Source organism: Streptomyces sp. NBC_01429, from assembly GCF_036231945.1.
Lineage (GTDB): Bacteria > Actinomycetota > Actinomycetes > Streptomycetales > Streptomycetaceae > Streptomyces.
The window spans coordinates 7,339,966-7,356,951 of record NZ_CP109599.1; the positions used below are offsets into that span (position 1 = coordinate 7,339,966).

18 protein-coding genes are annotated in these 16,986 nt (G+C 68.8%); 7 read left to right on the top strand and 11 right to left on the bottom strand.

What is annotated here, in order from left to right:
- Window positions 1-132: 132 nt before the first annotated feature.
- Window positions 133-954 (bottom strand): ABC transporter permease, encoded by an 822-nt coding sequence (locus tag OG627_RS32350; RefSeq protein WP_329071233.1) that lies wholly within the window; start codon window positions 952-954, stop codon window positions 133-135.
- A complete protein-coding gene (locus OG627_RS32355; RefSeq protein WP_329071235.1) occupies window positions 951-1,895 on the bottom strand; it encodes an ATP-binding cassette domain-containing protein in 945 nt (314 codons plus the stop codon). Before OG627_RS32355 ends, OG627_RS32350 begins: the two co-directional genes overlap by 4 nt.
- Window positions 1,896-2,416: 521 nt before the next feature.
- Here OG627_RS32355 and OG627_RS32360 point away from each other — a divergent pair.
- Window positions 2,417-3,616: an alpha/beta hydrolase family protein gene (locus OG627_RS32360; protein ID WP_329071237.1), complete on the top strand. Its 1,200-nt coding sequence runs from the start codon at window positions 2,417-2,419 to the stop codon at window positions 3,614-3,616.
- An 85-nt stretch (window positions 3,617-3,701) separates the two neighbouring features.
- Here the strand turns inward: OG627_RS32360 and OG627_RS32365 are convergent, their stop codons facing one another.
- Window positions 3,702-5,183, bottom strand: coding sequence for an MFS transporter (locus OG627_RS32365; RefSeq protein ID WP_329071239.1), 1,482 nt, complete (start codon window positions 5,181-5,183; stop codon window positions 3,702-3,704).
- Window positions 5,184-5,275: 92 nt separating this feature from the next.
- Here OG627_RS32365 and OG627_RS32370 point away from each other — a divergent pair, with 92 nt between their 5' ends.
- The gene (locus tag OG627_RS32370; RefSeq protein ID WP_329071241.1) at window positions 5,276-6,073 is read left to right on the top strand and encodes an SMI1/KNR4 family protein; all 798 of its coding nucleotides are present in this window, start codon (window positions 5,276-5,278) and stop codon (window positions 6,071-6,073) included.
- Window positions 6,074-6,145: 72 nt separating this feature from the next.
- On the opposite strand, the gene OG627_RS32375 is transcribed toward OG627_RS32370, so the two are convergent.
- Window positions 6,146-6,592 (bottom strand): hypothetical protein, encoded by a 447-nt coding sequence (locus tag OG627_RS32375; protein ID WP_329071243.1) that lies wholly within the window; start codon window positions 6,590-6,592, stop codon window positions 6,146-6,148.
- A gap of 229 nt (window positions 6,593-6,821) precedes the next feature.
- Between OG627_RS32375 and OG627_RS32380 the strand changes: the two genes are divergently transcribed.
- The 3 genes from OG627_RS32380 (at window position 6,822) to OG627_RS32390 (ending at window position 8,644) form a co-directional block, all read left to right on the top strand.
- Entirely contained in the window at window positions 6,822-7,442 is a 621-nt protein-coding gene (locus OG627_RS32380) for an SMI1/KNR4 family protein (protein WP_329073133.1), read from the top strand.
- A 213-nt stretch (window positions 7,443-7,655) separates the two neighbouring features.
- Window positions 7,656-8,258 (top strand): hypothetical protein, encoded by a 603-nt coding sequence (locus tag OG627_RS32385; protein ID WP_329071245.1) that lies wholly within the window; start codon window positions 7,656-7,658, stop codon window positions 8,256-8,258.
- Between the two features lie 80 nt (window positions 8,259-8,338).
- Window positions 8,339-8,644, top strand: coding sequence for a hypothetical protein (locus OG627_RS32390; RefSeq protein ID WP_329071247.1), 306 nt, complete (start codon window positions 8,339-8,341; stop codon window positions 8,642-8,644).
- Window positions 8,645-8,893: 249 nt separating this feature from the next.
- On the opposite strand, the gene OG627_RS32395 is transcribed toward OG627_RS32390, so the two are convergent.
- Together OG627_RS32395 and OG627_RS32400 are read right to left on the bottom strand one after the other, a co-directional pair.
- Window positions 8,894-9,508 (bottom strand): SMI1/KNR4 family protein, encoded by a 615-nt coding sequence (locus OG627_RS32395; protein WP_329071249.1) that lies wholly within the window; start codon window positions 9,506-9,508, stop codon window positions 8,894-8,896.
- Between the two features lie 226 nt (window positions 9,509-9,734).
- The gene (locus OG627_RS32400) at window positions 9,735-10,391 is read right to left on the bottom strand and encodes a hypothetical protein (protein ID WP_329071251.1); all 657 of its coding nucleotides are present in this window, start codon (window positions 10,389-10,391) and stop codon (window positions 9,735-9,737) included.
- 936 nt (window positions 10,392-11,327) lie between these two features.
- Between OG627_RS32400 and OG627_RS32405 the strand changes: the two genes are divergently transcribed.
- Together OG627_RS32405 and OG627_RS32410 are read left to right on the top strand one after the other, a co-directional pair.
- Window positions 11,328-11,828 carry a hypothetical protein gene (locus tag OG627_RS32405; protein ID WP_443073578.1) on the top strand — a complete coding sequence of 167 codons (501 nt, stop codon included), beginning with the start codon at window positions 11,328-11,330 and terminating at the stop codon, window positions 11,826-11,828.
- Between the two features lie 253 nt (window positions 11,829-12,081).
- On the top strand, window positions 12,082-13,101 hold the full coding sequence (locus OG627_RS32410; protein WP_329071253.1) for a hypothetical protein: 1,020 nt from the start codon (window positions 12,082-12,084) through the stop codon (window positions 13,099-13,101).
- Between the two features lie 237 nt (window positions 13,102-13,338).
- On the opposite strand, the gene OG627_RS35595 is transcribed toward OG627_RS32410, so the two are convergent.
- From OG627_RS35595 to OG627_RS32430, 5 genes are all read right to left on the bottom strand, one after another.
- The gene (locus tag OG627_RS35595) at window positions 13,339-13,608 is read right to left on the bottom strand and encodes a transposase (protein WP_443073579.1); all 270 of its coding nucleotides are present in this window, start codon (window positions 13,606-13,608) and stop codon (window positions 13,339-13,341) included.
- Window positions 13,609-13,792: 184 nt separating this feature from the next.
- A complete protein-coding gene (locus OG627_RS32415; RefSeq protein WP_443073580.1) occupies window positions 13,793-14,371 on the bottom strand; it encodes a hypothetical protein in 579 nt (192 codons plus the stop codon).
- A complete protein-coding gene (locus tag OG627_RS32420; RefSeq protein WP_329073137.1) occupies window positions 14,368-15,657 on the bottom strand; it encodes a molybdopterin-dependent oxidoreductase in 1,290 nt (429 codons plus the stop codon). Before OG627_RS32420 ends, OG627_RS32415 begins: the two co-directional genes overlap by 4 nt.
- Window positions 15,658-16,251: 594 nt before the next feature.
- Complete coding sequence (locus OG627_RS32425; RefSeq protein WP_329071255.1) at window positions 16,252-16,584, bottom strand: hypothetical protein; 333 nt, start codon at window positions 16,582-16,584, stop codon at window positions 16,252-16,254.
- 164 nt (window positions 16,585-16,748) lie between these two features.
- A complete protein-coding gene (locus OG627_RS32430) occupies window positions 16,749-16,979 on the bottom strand; it encodes a hypothetical protein (protein WP_329071257.1) in 231 nt (76 codons plus the stop codon).
- Window positions 16,980-16,986: the final 7 nt, after the last annotated feature.

Sequence of the window (16,986 nt, forward strand, 5' to 3'; positions counted from 1 at the left end):
TGGCCAGCATTCCGGCGACAGGCCCCCTGTTGACTCGCTCCGGTGTCCGGGCGGTCGGGAGGCGGCGTCCTCGCCTGTCCTCGCCTGCCCGCCCCCGTCGGTTGCCGAATCCGGCCGCGCCCATGCCGACCACTACGCGTCCCGCCGTTTCAGCGCAACCGCGGCTCCGCCGAGCGCTACAGCCGCGTACAGACAGAACACCGTGAATCCGGTCCATGGCGCCAAGGTATGCGGATCCGACTGGAGGACGGCCAGCGCGTGTCCGGCGTTGCTCGGCAGGTACGGGCTGACCTGGTCGGCCCAGGAGGACGGGAGGGCCCTGACGAGTTCCGGCAGGACCAGCAGGAGACCGAAGACGGCGGTGATGCCGCCTGCGGTCTTTCGGACCAGCGCGCCGATCGCGACGCTCAGCAGCCCCACAACGGTCAGATACAGACCGGTACCGAGGACGGCGCGAGTGACACCCGGGTCGCTCAGCGAGGCTCCGGCGCCCGTGGAGGACATCAGTGCCTGACCGGCCAGGAACGCCGTCAGGGACGTGGCGGTCATCAGGGCCCAGGTCACCGCCGCGTATACGGCGGCCTTCGCCCACAGAACCGGCAGCCGGCGCGGCACCGCCGAGAAGGTCGCGCGGATCATGCCGGTCGAGTACTCCCCGGTGACCACGAGTACGCCCATGACGCCGACCGCGAGTTGTGCCAGGAAGAACCCGATCAAGCTCAGTGCCGTCGGGTTGACGGACGCCCGCTCGGCCGTGCCCATGTCGGACCAGTGGGCGGCGGTGACGGCCGAGAACAGCGGGCCCATCCCGGTCATCGCCACGGCGGCGGCGAGCAGCGTGAAGAACGTCGAGCGCAGAGTGCGGAGTTTGACCCATTCCGAGTGCAGCACCCGCGTCTGGGTGAGCTGGCCGCGCCCGGCGGCGGAGAACGGGGGAATCGTATCGGTGGTCATGCCGCACGTCCTTCGGTGCCGGAACCGGCCGGAAGCCGGTCCGGGGTCTGGTACTCGACAGCGTCACGGGTCAGCTCCATGAACGCCTCCTCCAGCGACGCCTGGCGAGGCGTCAGCTCGGCGAGCGCGATCCCGTGGTCGGCGGCGATCCGGCCGATCCGATCGCTGCTCAGGCCGGTGACTTCCAACATGCCCCGGCCGGCCACCGCCACGGCGACATCCGGCCCGGTCAGCGCCGCACGCAGCCGCTCGGCCTCGTCGCTGCGTACGAGCACCGAATTGCGCGCGGCACGCCGCGTGAACTCCCCGACCGAGGTGTCGGCGATCAGCCGGCCGCGCCCGATCACGATGAGGTGCTCGGCGGTCACCGCCATCTCGCTCATCAGATGCGAGGAGACCAGCACCGTTCGCCCTTCGGCGGCCAGGTCCTTGAGCAGGTTACGGATCCACAGCACGCCTTCGGGATCGAGCCCGTTCACCGGCTCGTCCAGGACGACGGTGGCGGGGTCGCCGAGCAGGGCACTGGCGATACCGAGCCGCTGGCCCATGCCCAGTGAGAAGCCCCCTGCCCGCTTCCCGGCCACCTGCCGCAGCCCGACGATGTCGATCACCTCGTCCACCCGGCTGCGAGGGATGCCTGTGGTGGCAGCCAACGACAGCAGATGGTTGAAAGCGGAACGTCCGGTATGGATCGAACGGGCCTCCAGCATCGCCCCGACCTCATGGAGCGGTGCGCGGTGCGCGGCGTAGTGCTTTCCGTTGACCATGACCCGGCCGGCGGTCGGGGCGTCCAGTCCCAGGATCATCCGCATCGTGGTGGACTTCCCGGCGCCGTTCGGCCCGAGGAATCCGGTGACGACACCGGGCCGGACGGCGAAGCTGAGATCCGCGACAGCGGTCTTGTCCCCATAGCGTTTGGTGAGCCCGTGGGCTTCGATCATCGGATGTCCTCGTCGGGGTCGCAGCGGCGTCAACTGACCATCACGCTAGATTTCCGGCCCGGCGTGGCACATGAACCCATGGGCTGAACCCACCGCCGAAGATCCGCATCCCCGGGTGGAGACCTCTACACCCGCAGATGTAGACGACGGCACACCGGACGCCTGCGTCACACCCGTTACCGGTGACCGCCGGTCGCTAGTGCCGCGACCGGCGATGTTTGCCCCGAAGGAGCGCCGTCCGGTGCGTGCGATCGCAAGGCGGCCGGAAGTCCTTGTAGCGGAGCTACCAGGGCTTTTGGCCAACGCGGCGAGCGTGCGTGCTGGGCGGCGCGACGGGGCAAAGCTTGCCGGGAGGGGCACTAGCAAGGGACGGCGGGCGGGCGGGAGCAGCGGCTCGACCTGGGAGGACGGCCCTGAGAAACGCGGTTCACCAGCGCCGGACGGGGGCCCGCGGGCGGGGCGCCAGGACGCGACCGGAGGCTGATGCGCTGGACCGGTTGCGGCATCTAGCGTCCCGGGGCATGCCCAGATTTTCTGCAACCCCGACCGTTGCCGTGCTCACGCTCGCCCTCGCGTTGCCGACCGCCGTCGCGTGGCCCGCCGCCGCGGTCCCGACCCCGACGCACGCGTCCGTCGCTGCTTACGTCCGCAACGACCCGGGCACCCGCACATCGCTGCCCAGCCCCACCGGCCCGTACGCGGTCGGCCGCGACACCCTCCACCTCGTCGACCATGCCCGCCGGGACCCGTGGGTGCCGAAAACGGCTCGTGAGCTGATGGTCGGCATGTTCTACCCCGCGCTCCCCGGCACCGGTACGCCGGCGCCGTACTCCACGGTGCGGGAGGCCCGGCTGTTCCTGAAGAGCTACGGGCTGGAAGACGTCTTCCCTGCTCGGACCCTGAGTGCCACGGTCACCAGCGGCCGCGTCGGCGCCCGGCCGGCCCGTGGCCGGTATCCCCTGGTGGTGCTCTCCCCGGGGTTCGGCGTCTCGCGCTTCACCCTCACCGGCCTCGCCGAGGAACTCGCCAGCCGCGGATATGTCGTTGCCGCGGTGGACCACGCCTACGAGTCGGTCGGCACCGCCTTCCCCAGCGGTCGGACGCTGACCTGCGTCGCGTGCGCGAAGGCCGAGAGCGAGCAGGACATGGAGGCCCTCACCGCCGGCCGGGGCAAGGACGTGTCCTTCCTCCTGGACCGGCTCACCGGGCCGCACCCGGCCTGGCGGTACGCCGGACTGATCGACCGGAACCGGATCGGCATGGCCGGTCACTCGGTCGGCGGCGCGAGCGCGGCGGCAGCCATGGCGGGCGACCGCCGTATCCGGGCGGGCGTCAACATCGACGGCGCCTTCCACGCCGCCGTGCCCGCCGACGGGCTCGGCGGCAGGCCGTTCATGATGCTCGGCACGGACGACGGGACGCACCGTCCCGGCGGCACGGACACGAGCTGGGACCAGGCGTGGGACCGGCTGGACGGCTGGAAACGCTGGCTGACCGTCGCCGGTGCGACGCACTACAGTTTCTCCGACATCCCCCTCTTCCTGGACGAACTCGGCCTGTCCGGCACGCAGTCACCGCAGGCCCTGTCCGGCAGCCGCGCACTGGACATCACCCGCGCGTACGTCAAGGCATTCTTCGACCTGCGGCTGAAGCACATCCCCCAGCCGCTGCTGGCCGGCCCGACACCGGCCGAACCAGAGGTCATCTTCAACAACCCGTAAGGGGATTTCGGAGCGGCCGTCGCGGCCACCGCCACGGTGCCGTACACGGCCGCGGGCCACACGAAGAAGTGGCCGTTACGCACCGTCAGAACACGTGCGTGTCCTCCGTGATACGGCGCCGCCGAGCCAGAGATCCGGACGGCGCGGGGGCCGCATCCCTGAGACGGCCCGGAGCGCCCGGCTCGGCGCCGCGGCCGACGGGCTGACACCCGGTCGGTGCGCGTACCTGCGCACGCCGATGAGCCGGCTGTCGGGCCCGGAGTTGTTGACCGCGCAGTATGCCGGCAACGGGCTGCTTGCCATCGCCTGGCCGGACGGGACACCTGGGAGGCCCGGCTCGGTGCCCGTGACGAGGGGCTGCCCGGGTACGCCGAGGCCATGCCGGGGGGGAGAGAGTTCGGGCGGGCGGTGAACGCCCTGCGTTCATGAACGCCCAGTCGCTCCGCCCGGCCGGGACACGGCAAGGGCTGCGGCCGCGGCCAGTAGAGCCGGTGGCGACCGCCGCCCACCAACCGTGGCGGAACACGTCGAGGGCCGCGTCCGACGTGGCGGGGGTACCGAGGAGGGTGACCATCAGCGCGACGCCCAGGACGGAACCGGTCCGGCGGGCCATCGTGGTGACGGCCGAGCCCGTGGCGAAGCGGGTGGGCGGCAGCGCCGTGACGGCCGCGCCGACCAGGTTGGGTAGGGCGAAGCCGACACCGATGCCGGTGAGCAGCATGCCGGGGAGGAGCCCGGTCGCGTAGTGCGGGTCCATGCCGAGCACGGTGGCCCACCAGGCGAGTCCGGCGGCGAACAGCAGGCAGCCGAGCGCGGCGGTGCGGCCGGCACCGAAGCGGCGGACGAGGGGGCCGGAGCGGACGGCGAGGAGCGGGACGACCAGCGGGCCCGGGGCGATGGCCAGCCCGGTGCGGATCGCCGAGTATCCCCACACCTGCTGGCACCAGAGCACCGCGGTGAGCAGCATCGCCGCGAACGCGGCCGTGAAGAACAGGGCCGCGACGGTCGCGGCGGCGAAGGCAGGGGTACGCAGCATCGGCAACTCGACGATCGGAGCGGCATGCCGGGCCGATCGCAGGACGAAGGCGGCGGTGAGGGCGGCCGCCGCCAGCAGGGAGACGAGGACCTTGGGGGAACTCCAGCCCCAGGAGTCCGACTTGACCAGTCCAAGTGCCAGTGCTCCGATCGCGAGGGTGAGCAGGACGGCACCCACGAGGTCCGGAAGGCGGCCCTCGCGGTCCGGGCGGGCGTTGGGCAGCAATCGCGCGCCGGCCACCAGGCCGACGACTCCGACCGGGACATTGACGAGGAACACCCAGCGCCAGTCGGCTTCGACGAGCAGACCTCCGACGACCGGCCCGAGCCCGGCGGCTATCCCGCCGATCGCGGCCCAACCGCGGATGGCCCGCGGGCGGCGCTCCGGCAGGGTGTTGACCAGCAGCAGAGCGAGCGAGGTCGGCATCAGGGCGGCGGCTCCGGCAGCCTGCAGAACCCGGGCCGCGACCAGCCAGCCGACGCCAGGAGCGAGAGCACAGAGCGCCGAGCCGACTGTGCCGGTCCTGGGCATCGACCGTGATCGGGTGCCGAGTGGGTGGGGGTCGGGACGGCCTTCGACCGGCGACGCCCGGGTGATCGTGCCCGTGTGACAAGGTCGTGCGCATGAGACCCGACCTGCTACTCGTCCGCGAGCTGATCGAGGAGTCGCCGGAGATCAGTGTCCGGCAAGGTGCCGGCGTGCCGGCCGCGTCGATCCGCGCGGCTGAGTCCCTCGTGGGCACGCTGCCGCCCTCGTACCGGTGGTGGCTGACGGAGTACGGCAGCGGCACATCGGCCGGTGCGCGGATCGCGACTGTTGCTCCACCCGGGACGCGTTCCGACGGGGACGACGACATCACCGGCGGGTGGCGCCTCGACGGGGACCGGCTCTGCTTCTGTGCCGAGCCCGATGGCGGTGACACCTACCACTTCGCGCTCGACCGGCAGTCGGGCGAGGAGTACGCGGTGGTCCGCCGCGACCCCGGGAGTGGCCAAGAAGAGCTGGTGGCGGACACCTTCGCGGGATTCTTGACCACTCAGGTCGCCGTGAGCAACGGACTCGGCACTGGGCCCACCTCCGCACTGGCCCGCCTCTGGCGATCGACGCCAGGGGTCCTGCTTCCCAACGGCGTGCTGATCTACGGCCCACACAGCATCCTTGAACGCAACGAGACCTACCAAGTAGGCGAATACGCGCCGGACTGGGTCCTCATCGGGGACGACAGCGGCGGCAGCGGCCTGTTCATGCGACGCCACCCCTGTGACCGGACATCGGTCTACCTCCTCGATCTCGGCGCCGGCGAGCAGGACATCGACAGCTGTGGCGTGAGCGAAAAGCTGACCGACGACCTCCTCGACTGGCTACGGCACAACGGGATCCAAGAGGGGCGCGCGAACACAGAAGGCGCCGGAGAATCCTGAGTGCTCGGTCGGACCGCGAAGCTCTCGACCGTCAACTGCCAACGGGGCGAATGTCTGTCGCCTGACGCGGTCCTAATGTGCCGACGAGTGTGCGATGCCGAAGGTCCAGTCGAGCATGCTCCGAATGAACTCGACGACTCCCTGTTCTTCGCTGTACCAGGCACACGCCGAGTCGTTGACGCGTTGCCACACGACGGGATCCGTGTTGTCGGGTTGTTGGAGCGGGACAGCCCAGCTGACGACGTTCTGTTCCTCCTCGGCGATGAACAGATACCCGTCTGCGATCTCCAGCTCTTCCAGCGTGAAGATCGTGTTGTGGGCGTTGAGCAGTTCCTTGCAGTCACCGAGGTGGTGGTGAAACGCGATGAGTTCGGGCGGGAGGCTCGTACCGAGCCGATGCTCCGTCTCCGCGATCACGGTCAGCGGCCTACCGTCGGCTTGTGTCCACGCTCGTCCGAGGTACTGGGTGGTAAACCCCCGGAACGAGGCGTCGTGGTCACCGTCGCGCTGTGCTGTCACCGCCGCAGTCTATGGGGCGGCCTGCGTGGCGCTTTCCACACGCAAGCGATTGCCACCCGCGGACTGACGGCTGGGCGCCGCTCGGCCCACCGATACGGAGCTGCACGAGTAGTTCCGAAGTCGTTCGACACCGGTCGTTCCGAGGACCAGCGGCAAACTGGCGGAGCTGCGTGCGGCCGATCCCGATCGGCGGATCTTCGGAGCTTCCCTTCACGGGTACGAAATCGGTCTGCCCGCGGCCCCGGCTGCCCTCGGCTACGTTGAGGATCTTGTCGGCGCTCGCCTGCCTGAGGACTTCCGGGAGTTCGTCACCACGATCGGGGACGGCGCTCCCGGGCCCTACTACGGCATCAACTCGCTCACCCGGGCCGTGGAGTTCGTAGAAAAGGGCTGGGGTCCTGCCGTGCTCGGCGCGGACAGTCCGCTCACCGGCGACGTCGACTTCGTCGAGCTGCTGGGGGGACCGGACGACTGGGATGCCCACGCGGCTCTGCTGGACAACGACCCGGCCTATGCCGCCGGGCTTGACCGCCTGCAGGCGACGTATCTGGACGAGCCGTGGTGCAACGGCCGGCTTCCGGTCGCCGACCACGCTTGCGGGGACTGGCTCTTCCTCATGCTCCGCGGTCCGCGCCGGGGCACGGTGTGGGCCGACTGCCTGGGCAACGCCACAGGGCTGTACTGCCTTGAGGTCGATTTCCTCACCTGGTACACCCGATGGCTCGACGACGCCCTGGACCTCGCGTCCCGGGGCGATACCGAACCGGGCAACGGCGACTACCCGTGTCTCAAGTACGGAGACAACCCGCGCTACCGACCGCCCCCGAAGCGAGCACCTCGGTCGCCCTGACCTTGGTGCGGGCAATGACGACGCGGCCCCGGTCATAGGCCCTGTCGACGCCTCGGTGTTTCTGGACCGCCTCTGCCAGTGAGAACGTGCGCGGGGAGGCACAGCGCGACGGCGCAGGGTCCTGCTGTAGTGCTCCTGGTCCTGTCAGTTTCACCAGGTAGGGTTGATCACCATGTGATCGATCACAGGTATGGGGTCGCAGAAGGGTCATTGATGTCCGCGGAGGCGTTTCGCACCGTCGGCCACGCGATGGGCACCCCGTCCAGCCCAGGGGAGGGCAACGGCGAGTCCCTGACGCGGGAAGACGTCATGCGGGAAGACGTCATGACGGCCGGGACGGGCCTGCGGGTCTGCCCCGAAACCGCGGACGTGTTCGTCGCCGACCAGGTCGAACTGGCCCGGCACCTGCACCCGTTGATCTCCGTCGACCTGGCCCGGGTGAACCCGGCCTGGCACGGCTGGATCCACCTGGTCAGCCCGCTGGCAGCGGCGGAGGGGTACCTCGGTGACCACAGCCAGGCATTCCACTCGGCCCTGCAGACGACCAACTGGCTCGGTTTCGCGATGGACGGCGCCCGCTACCGCCTGCTCGGCGACGTGCGCTACTTCGCGCGGGCGGCAGTCCCCGAGGAAGTACCCGAGCCCTGGGAAGGATTCCGCACCCGGCTCGATGAGCACTGCGAACGCCAGGAACGCAGCTACCAGGCTCACCGCGACACCTTCCGCCGTGAGGGCGCACTGCTCAGGCTCGACGACGAGGGTTTCCCGTTGCACGGGATCGACCGGCTGGCCCTGCTGACCTTCAACTGGAACTGAGGCCCCGGCACTTACACGGTGGATCACGGGCGCGGAGCGAGGAGCCAGGTGAGATTGAATTCCCGAGGTGCACAGATGCTATGAAAGAAATTCACGGTTTTGAGAATCTGCTTGCAGAAAGACAACGCCTGCCAGAATGCGGTTGGATATTCGTCGATGAGGATCTTGACAGGAATTCAATAGAGGCATTGGAGCATGCAATATTCTATGTTCCAGAAAATGAGGATGACGAGTTTTACGGAGAGGATAATTTGGCCGCATGGCTTGAATGTCCGATTTTTCTCGGAGTCCTGGACGTAAGAGAAGGAACGCTCGTCGAGCTCTCGTCCAGGCAAGCCATGGAAGCGGCTTTGCATTATCTCAAATTCGATGATTTTTTGGAATAGAGTTCAGGCGGATTCTTCGTGACCTGGAGGCGGACCCGGGTGTCGGGGTCTGCGCCCAGGTCATGGCGAGCCTGGTCGACAGGTCGGTACCGGTCGCGAGACCGACCACTGATCGCCGGACCGTGTTCCCCGCAGCTCGCGTGCCGGGCTGTCACTTCCGGCAGGGAGTGGCCCGCAGCCTCCCGCCCGACGCGGTTCCGCGCCCCCAACGGGTTGTCCGGGTCCCTGGCCGGCCACCGCCGGAGCCCGTTAGCCGGTGGCCTTCAACGACAACAGTGGCAGGCCGTTGTCGCTCCACTTGTTGCCCGCGTCGTCGACTTCGTAGCGGTCGGCCTCCAGGTCACTGGCGAACTCGCGCAGGAACTCCCGCAGCCCGGCGGTCTCGTACCGGGCCCGCCAGCCCTCGTGCGACCAGTCGATGATCTGGCCTCGGCGCTCCGGAGTGGGTGGATCCAGATCGATGCAGATCACGTCACCGTTGCCGATGCCGATGAAGGGGATCCACCCGGCGGACCAGGAGATGTCCCGGCGGATCACGCCGTCCGCCTCCCGATCGTCCTCGGGCGGGTCTCCCGCGTCGTCGGCCCGCTCACGCCAGTCGTTCACCATCTGGCCGAGCGAGTACAGGGCGGCATGCCAGCCGATCAGGACCCCCGGCAGTCCGTTACGGCAGCGGTAGGAGACCTTGACGTCCTCCGGAAACTCCACCCCCATCACGGCCTGCGCCGTCCCGATCTCCTCTTCGGTGGCACCGGGCGGCATCGCCGCCAGCACCTTGGGGGCGATCCGCCCGAGTACGGTCTCGATCCGCGCCCAGATCTGCTGCATGCCGTCCATGCCGTCCATGCCATTTATGCCGTCCATGCCGTCCCCCTCCGTCGTGACGAGGGCCGGAACTTAACATCGACCACCGACAGCCTCCGGGTAATCGCCCCCACTCCGCGTCGGTCATGTCCGACGGATCCCAGCGCATCCGCTCGGGCGATCGGCCGCGTTCCAGTACACGTGAGCGGCGCAATCACGACACGGGCAGCTGAGTTGGACTCCGCCGACCGTCACAACCGCGGCGTGTGCGACGGCCGTTCCTCGGTCATTGCTGCGCGTTTTCCTCATCTTGCCGCAACTGGTCGAGAAGCTGATCGACGGCCACCTTCGCCTCTATCACCGACGCACCGGTCGCCTTCCGCCAGGTGTTGATCGCCTGGATACGGTCGCCTGCGCGTGCGTGGGCGACGGCCAGCCGCGCGTGGAGAGGGTAGCCCGGCAGCCGGGCGGGAACGGGTCGGCCGCGTGGCTCACCGCCGCGGCCGCTCGGGTCGAACTCGTCGAGTGAGGAGTGCAGTCCATCGATCGGTGCCCGCACTGCGGGCCGTGCGGTGCGGACCGCCGCCAGCTCCCAGCGGACGTCCGTCCACTCGGACCGGTCCTCGTCCAGCCCGATGCCCAACAGTCCCGGATCGTCGATCAGTTGGCAGACGTTGTAGACAAGATCGTGCTGCATCTGCCGCACCACATCGGTCAGATCGTCCGGATCCACACCGCACGCCAGGATCCGTTGCAGCGCCGCCGCCGATGCGCTGCCGGGAACGTTCTCCTGCCCGTGACCGCGTAGCCAGGACTCGATCCACGACGGGTAGCCGTCGATGCGGGCATCCTCGTCGACGACCATGTTCCACACGGCGGTGAGGAACGACCGGCGTGCCTGTGCCGACCAGCCATCATGATGGGGATCTTCGTCTTCGGTCATGCGCCCACACTGCCATCCGCTGGTGAGGGCGTGGCCGACGGGATGGTCGGGGTGCGCCATCGCTGCCCGCTTCCTTTCCGCGGTCACCTGGAACCGCAGCTGCCGGATGGTACGAGGGCTTCCGGGCGGAGGATGTCGTCGTGGTCGGCCTGTGTGAGGAGTCCCTGCGTCAGGACGATGCCGGCGACGGCGCGGTCGGTGACGGGCGCTTCCTGTGCGGCGGCGCTCGCCTGCACGTAGCTCGATGTGCGGGTTGCGGGCGGTGGCGATGCCGATGGTCTTCTCCACCGCGGCCCGGAGGCGGTCGCGGTCGGCGGTGATGCCGAGGACGCGACGCTCCGCAGGCGTCAGGCGTCAGGCGGGAACTGGCCTGGCCGCTTTGCGTGGGATGGTGGAAGGCCGAGTGGTGCCCGTAGCCGGAGGCGAGGGGAAGGCGGATACTCTGGCCAGTCGCGAAAGTGGGTGACTTCCCTGTCCGCGGTCGACCTCGACCGGCGTCGTGACAACCTTGGGCGACACGCTCGGCATCAGGGATCAGCGGGGGTACCCCACACAGGAGGAGCCGCCTCCGCAGCGGGAGCCACCTCCAGCAAGTCCATCTCGTTGACGGCTCGTTGCTCGTCGTTCCAGATGGCAGACAAGTTGGACGACGAAGGGGGACTCGACGGTCACGCCGTCCTCGAAGGAGACCATCACGCGCCCCGGTAGCCGATGGGGGTGACGGTCCGCACGTGAGCCGTGGTCCATTGGCCCGCGATGAACGATCGCGCTCCGGATGGACGAGGCAGACCGAGTATCGACTGATTCAATTACGTCAGGGAGCTGATGAGTACGAAGCCGGCACGTCCACGCAATCTGCTCAGATATCTCACGGTCACGTCTGTCGCTATGATCGTTGTGGGACTGTGCGGTTCCGTCACGATCACGGTATTCACCATGCCGAGCCACACGAAGGTGATATCCGCCTTGAAGAGTCGCGGAGTCCAGACCCACGCGACTGTCACGAGATGTCAGCAAGCCCTCCACGACGAAAACGGTGGCGAACTGTCTGTCGCCTGCTGGGTACGCTTTACCCCGTCCGGTGGGCGTTCCGTTGAATCGCCGCTGAAATTCAGGACACGTCAGGTAAGGGACGGCTACACCATGGTCGTCGTGTACGACCCGAAGGATACTCACACGGTCGCCCTTCCCTCGGACCTCGGCTACTGGAATACTCTCACCAGGAATACCCTCGATCTGCTTTTGCTGGTCATCTCGGCGGCAATGGTTCCTCTGGGAATCGCGGGTCTCGTCCTGCGTAGGATTTTCGGGAGCTTCACGAAGCGGTACACGGAAAACTTCGATGAAATTGACCAGGCGGCCACTCGGCACCTCGGTCCGGACGCGGCCCAGGCCATGGCTCAGGCCTGGACTCGGGCCAGATCTACCGAGAAGTGAGCACTCATCGGCGGGCTCCGCACAGCACGCGAGGTGATCGAGGAGCCCAGCTACGGGTGAGTCGCAGATACGACACCGACAGGGCCGCCAGGGCGGGGCCATGACTCCATGGAACCGCTCGGCGGCGGCGCGTCGTCTTGATCTCCAGGCACCTGCCTACGATGACCGAATGCGTGAACTGAGCCCTTCGTCTTCGACGCTTGTGTGGCGGTCTGACACGGCTTCCGGCGTTCGCCTTGTCACGGTGCGGGACATGAAACTCCGGAGCGTCTGGGGCGGAGAGGGTGACGCGGTCGTCGTCGCCGCGCATCGGACCGGTCACGGCGGGGCCCTCTTCTACCTGACAGTAGGTCCCGACGGCGTCGAGGAAATGCTGACGGAAGACGTGAGTGGTGCCAATGTGGCCCTGCTGGCCGGCTCGGGTGGCGCCCCCTGGGTACGGATGTCCCTGCTTGAGGACGGTGTGGACCAAGCACCCGACACGGTTCTGCCGCTGCGGGGACGGAGCGATTGGGAGCGGCCTCCGCGTACCTCCGCCTTCGCCGGTGACTTCGTGGGCTGGATCGAAAGCCGCGCGTTCTGGCACCTCGACGACGTCTTCGACGAGCGCAAGCCCTCCCGCATCCAGGCCGCCGACCTGGAGTACGCCGTCAAAGGGCCCCGGCTTCGGGTCCGGCGCCCGGTACGGCTGCCCCTCCCTCAGTCGCACGACGCTGTGGTGTGCGCCGACGGGACACATCTGGCCGTGCTCGCACTGGACGCCGACCCGGCGGGCCCCGCCACTCTGCGCATCCTTGCTCCTGACACCCTCGACGTCGAACGGGAACTCCCCGTCGCCCGGGACCCCGGGGATGCCTTCCTCACGCTCGCCGAAGCCCAGCGCGACGGCACCGCCTTGCTGTACTCCGTCGCCGGCGACGGCCGCGTCACCCTAATCCGCCTCGACAGCACCGGTGCCCAGTCGGCTGCCCCGGCAGGCGCTCTGCCCGGCGAGCCCTTTTCTGTCCGGCAGGTCCGCGGTCCCGCACTCCACGCGTTGCGCTTCACGACGGAGCGCACGAACGGTCTGCTGGTCCTGCGAGGTGCCGCTCCCACGGCGCTCTGGACGGGCGCCCCACACCTCTACCGCGACACCATCGGGGGACGCGAAGTGCCCCTGAGCGCCGACTGGGGACGGCCGCTCCTCTCCGGAGTCGTCACGAACGGCCGGGGCCACGTACTGGTCCTCACCTCGCAGGACGACCCACTCCGGCTGGCCCTGCTGTTCGTCTGACTGGGCCAGTCCTATGTGCCGACGTGCGAGGGAAGGCGGGTACTGAAGTACCGCCTCCGGGCAGGTGGGAGCGCTTTCGCCGGGCCATGACACCCGGGTCGTCGGGGACCAGGAGGCCGTGTTCGTGGACTGGACGGGCGCCCTCGGTCGCACGCGCCGCGAGACGCCCGTCGAGGGCACATCTGTGCAGGCAGGTCGAACAAGCACCCTCACGCGGTCGTCCGGCCTCGTCAGAAGCTACGCTCGCAGCCCCGCGGCGGCCCCACCAACCTCCTCTGGCGGCCCCGCCGGTGGACGGCCGGTGGACAGACGCCTCCTCGAACTCGCGGACCTTCTTCCGCAAGGCCGCGTTCTCAGCCTCCAGCGGGGACGGCGGACGCAGTTTCGCAGCGTCTCCGGATTGATCCCCAGATCGGCGGCGACCGACCTGATCGTCGCGTCGGGCCGCGACTCGTACAGCGCGACCGCGTCCGCCTTGAACTCCGGCGGGTAGTCCTTCACGACCACGAGATGTCCGTCCTCAGATCCTCAGGATCCAGTGTCTCGTGTGTCCAACATCAGGGGTCAAGGCCCGAGCGTGTCCGTGGACTGGCTGTGCGGCCGAACCGCAGTCCGACAACAGCGCGTAGTCACCGATCGGTCGCGCACTCACATCTGTCCTGCCTGCTGAGGGGGAATGGCGCTATCCGCGTCAGTGGTCCCGGCTTCCCGGCCACGGCCCGGACTCAGGGCCGGGACCGCTCCCGCCCGGTCCCTGAGACGGTGCTCCGGGTTCGCCCGCACGCGGCTGCCGCCGGACAGGGGACCCTCCCGAGCGGATCAGCAGGGTGAGTGCGGAGATCGCGAAGAGGGCCGCGGTGATCAGGAGCCAGCGGCCGAGGAACACGTCGGCGGAGAGTGTGGTGTACAAGGTGTAGCGGTGATTCACCCGCCCCAGGATCAGCGGAAAATAGGTCAGCAACAGCAGGCCGGAGAGGAACACCGGTACGCGGACGTAGTTCATCCATCGTCGCCCCGGGAATCTCTCCTGCGGTGCGTCGGGTTCCCCGCGTTCGCCCAGTACGGACTGGGCCGCCCGGTCCGTGACCGTGTACAGGGGGAGCAGCACCAGGTCGTGCAGCAGGGCCGCTGCGACGAACCACAGCACCACCATCCACGGTTCGGTTCCGGACAGCAGCCTGATACCGGCGTAGCCGGTGAGGGCGAACGAGCAGAGCACCAGGAGCAGATGCAGCGGAGAGGCCCCGTACCGGGCCCGGAAACGGTTCACGCGTTCTCCCCGAAGGTCAGCCGGGTGACCCATTTGGTGTTGTGGACACCCGGGTTGGCCGGGACGATGATCCGCGCCGGATAGCCGTGATCAGGCGACAGATCGGCGCCGTTGACCCGCAGAGCCAGCAGCGAACGGGGGTCGCGGACCTGGTTGTCGCGCAAGGTGGTCGCGCGGAAGGCCCCGCCGAGCTGGGCGGACTGCACGAAGACTCCGGGCGGGCGGTGGGAGAGCCCGACGAGCGCGGCCAAATCGGCCAGCCGAACCCCGCTCCAGTCCTGGTTCTCGGTGGACCACCCCTCCACGCAGGCGATCGGCAGGGCCGCACCGTGCTGGGGCAGCGCCAGAAGCTCCGCACGGGTCAGGACCCTCTCGCGCCCCCCGCCACGTACGACAAGACGCCAGGCCGGACCCATGTCGACGGCGCGGATACCCACACTGGCCGCCGTCTTGTTGATCTGGAACCCGTTCGGCCCCGGCCCCGGCTCCTGACCGTGTGGCGCGAGCAGAGCGGTGGGCCGGAGCCAGCCCCCGATGCTCTGCCCCACCGTCACCGCGAACAGCACCAGGGAGCCCGCCCCCACCATCCCCAGCGCGCCACGCCGGGACATGGTCGACGCGGCCGGACGAGGGCTGACCAGACCCGTGGCATCCGACAGGGACGCGCCGCCCTCCCCGGACCGCCCGCGCAGTTCCGCGCGGAGACCGCCGCTGCGCAGCATCCGGACCATGAGAGGGATCCGGAAGGCGATATGGACGACGAACGCGCCGATGAAGACCCAGGCTCCATAGAAATGCAGCAGGTAGAAGGAGCCGGGGAAAATGTAGTCCAGCTGGATATTGAGCAATCCGGTGACGAACTCGAACAGCACCCCACCCACAAGCAGCAGCAGCGACAGCCGCTCCAGCACGTGGCTGACCGACGTGACCGGAGGCCAGGAGAACAGCTTCGGGATCACCGACCAGAGCTTCGCGAGCAGCACCGGGACCAGCACGATACCGAGCGTGACGTGGACACCCTGCGTGAGCCGGTAGAGCCAGTACGGATGCGTCGGCCAGGAGAAGAGGTAGAACCCCAGCCAGCCCCGCTCCGGGGTCTTGTCGTTGGCACCGAGGTCGGGGTTGTACGCGGCGTACGAGAGCAGTCCGGTGACGAACATCAGCGTGATGCCCACCAGCAGCACCGCGCCGAGCACGGATGTCAGCCAGGGCCCGCGCAGCGGACTGCGCCAGAACCCCGGCCGGGTCGGACCGGACGGCGGTCCTCCCCGTAACAGCCCCGCCAGACGCACCCGAGGCGATCCTTTCGCCGCCACCGCCGACCGATCGGACGGGCCGATCCTCGAAGCCCCTGATGAGTCGTTCGTCGGGGCAGCCCCGTTCGGCGCACCGGCCGAGGAGGGGGCGTCCGCGGTGCTCGGACCTTCGTGGTTCGGGGGCGGGGAAGGACGGCCGGTCCGGCCGAAGCCACCGGTCGGCGCGGCCCCCGGCCGAGACGGCGTCTCGGCGGCTCCGGACTCCGGGAGGCCGTCCTTCCCTTCGCCCCCGGCGTTCGAGGGATCTGGATTCTGGCCTGGTGGGTCACCCATGGGATTCCTTGTGCTTCATCAAACGGAGGATGACCGAATGAAATCGCATGGTGCCCCGGAAAATTACATTCGACGCGTATGTGAGGGCATTCGTAAATGAATTGCCGCCTTAAGGGTGCACTTCCTTATCCGGTCTACGTATCGGCGGGAGATCGGAAAAGCAAATCCGACCCGCATGGGTGACTGGGGTCCTCGGACATCCGGTGGAGGCGGTGTGCCGCGGTGCTTGCAGCGTCGCCGACGCCCTGCCTCGGCGTTCGGCTCGTCCCAGGCGGTACTGGCAGATCTGGCTCAGGGGGCTGGTGTGGCTCCCAGCCCGTCGAAGCCGCCCCGGACGAGACGCTCGAACTCCTCGGATGTCTGTCCTTTGAGGGCTTCGTGGCCTTCTTCGGTTTGGACGTAGTCGAAGAGGATTTCACCGGCGAGCTTCGTCCGCGTCGGCTCTTCGACGCGATCGCACGCGGCGGGTGCCTTGCCCGTGGCCCCGGTCTCCATGGCGTCAGCGAACGCTTCGGCCAGAGCCTCCCGGCACGCCGCCGGATCGGCTCGGGGGTGGTCCGCGCACGCGGTGAGCGTGGCGAGCAGGCCGGCCGTGATGAGTGCGGTGGTGGTGCGGGTGCGCATGGTCCCCCTGGACGGTGCGGATGAGAGGGCCATTATCTGGGATCGAGGCTGCGTGATGTCCGCTCGGCAACGAGCCGGGCCCCCTGCCCACCGGTCCTCGGGGACGGTGGGCAGGGGGCCCGGGTACGTGGTCGGCACGGTGTAGGCGTCGAACGCCGAACTGTTCAGGGAGTGCCGGGCGTCGCACGGAGTGTCCGGTGATGCGCCGTACGGCGGCGGGCGATCCGGACACCGGTGCGCCAGGTCTTGAGGATCACGTCGGACTCCTCGGCAGTGTGCCCCTTGGCGAGCCTGGGTGGGGCCGGCTCCTCGGGGGTGGAGGCGGGGGTGGAGGCGGGGGCGAGGCCGGCGGCGTGGGCGGCTGCGCTGACGAGCCGATCCCGTACGCCGGACACCAGCCCG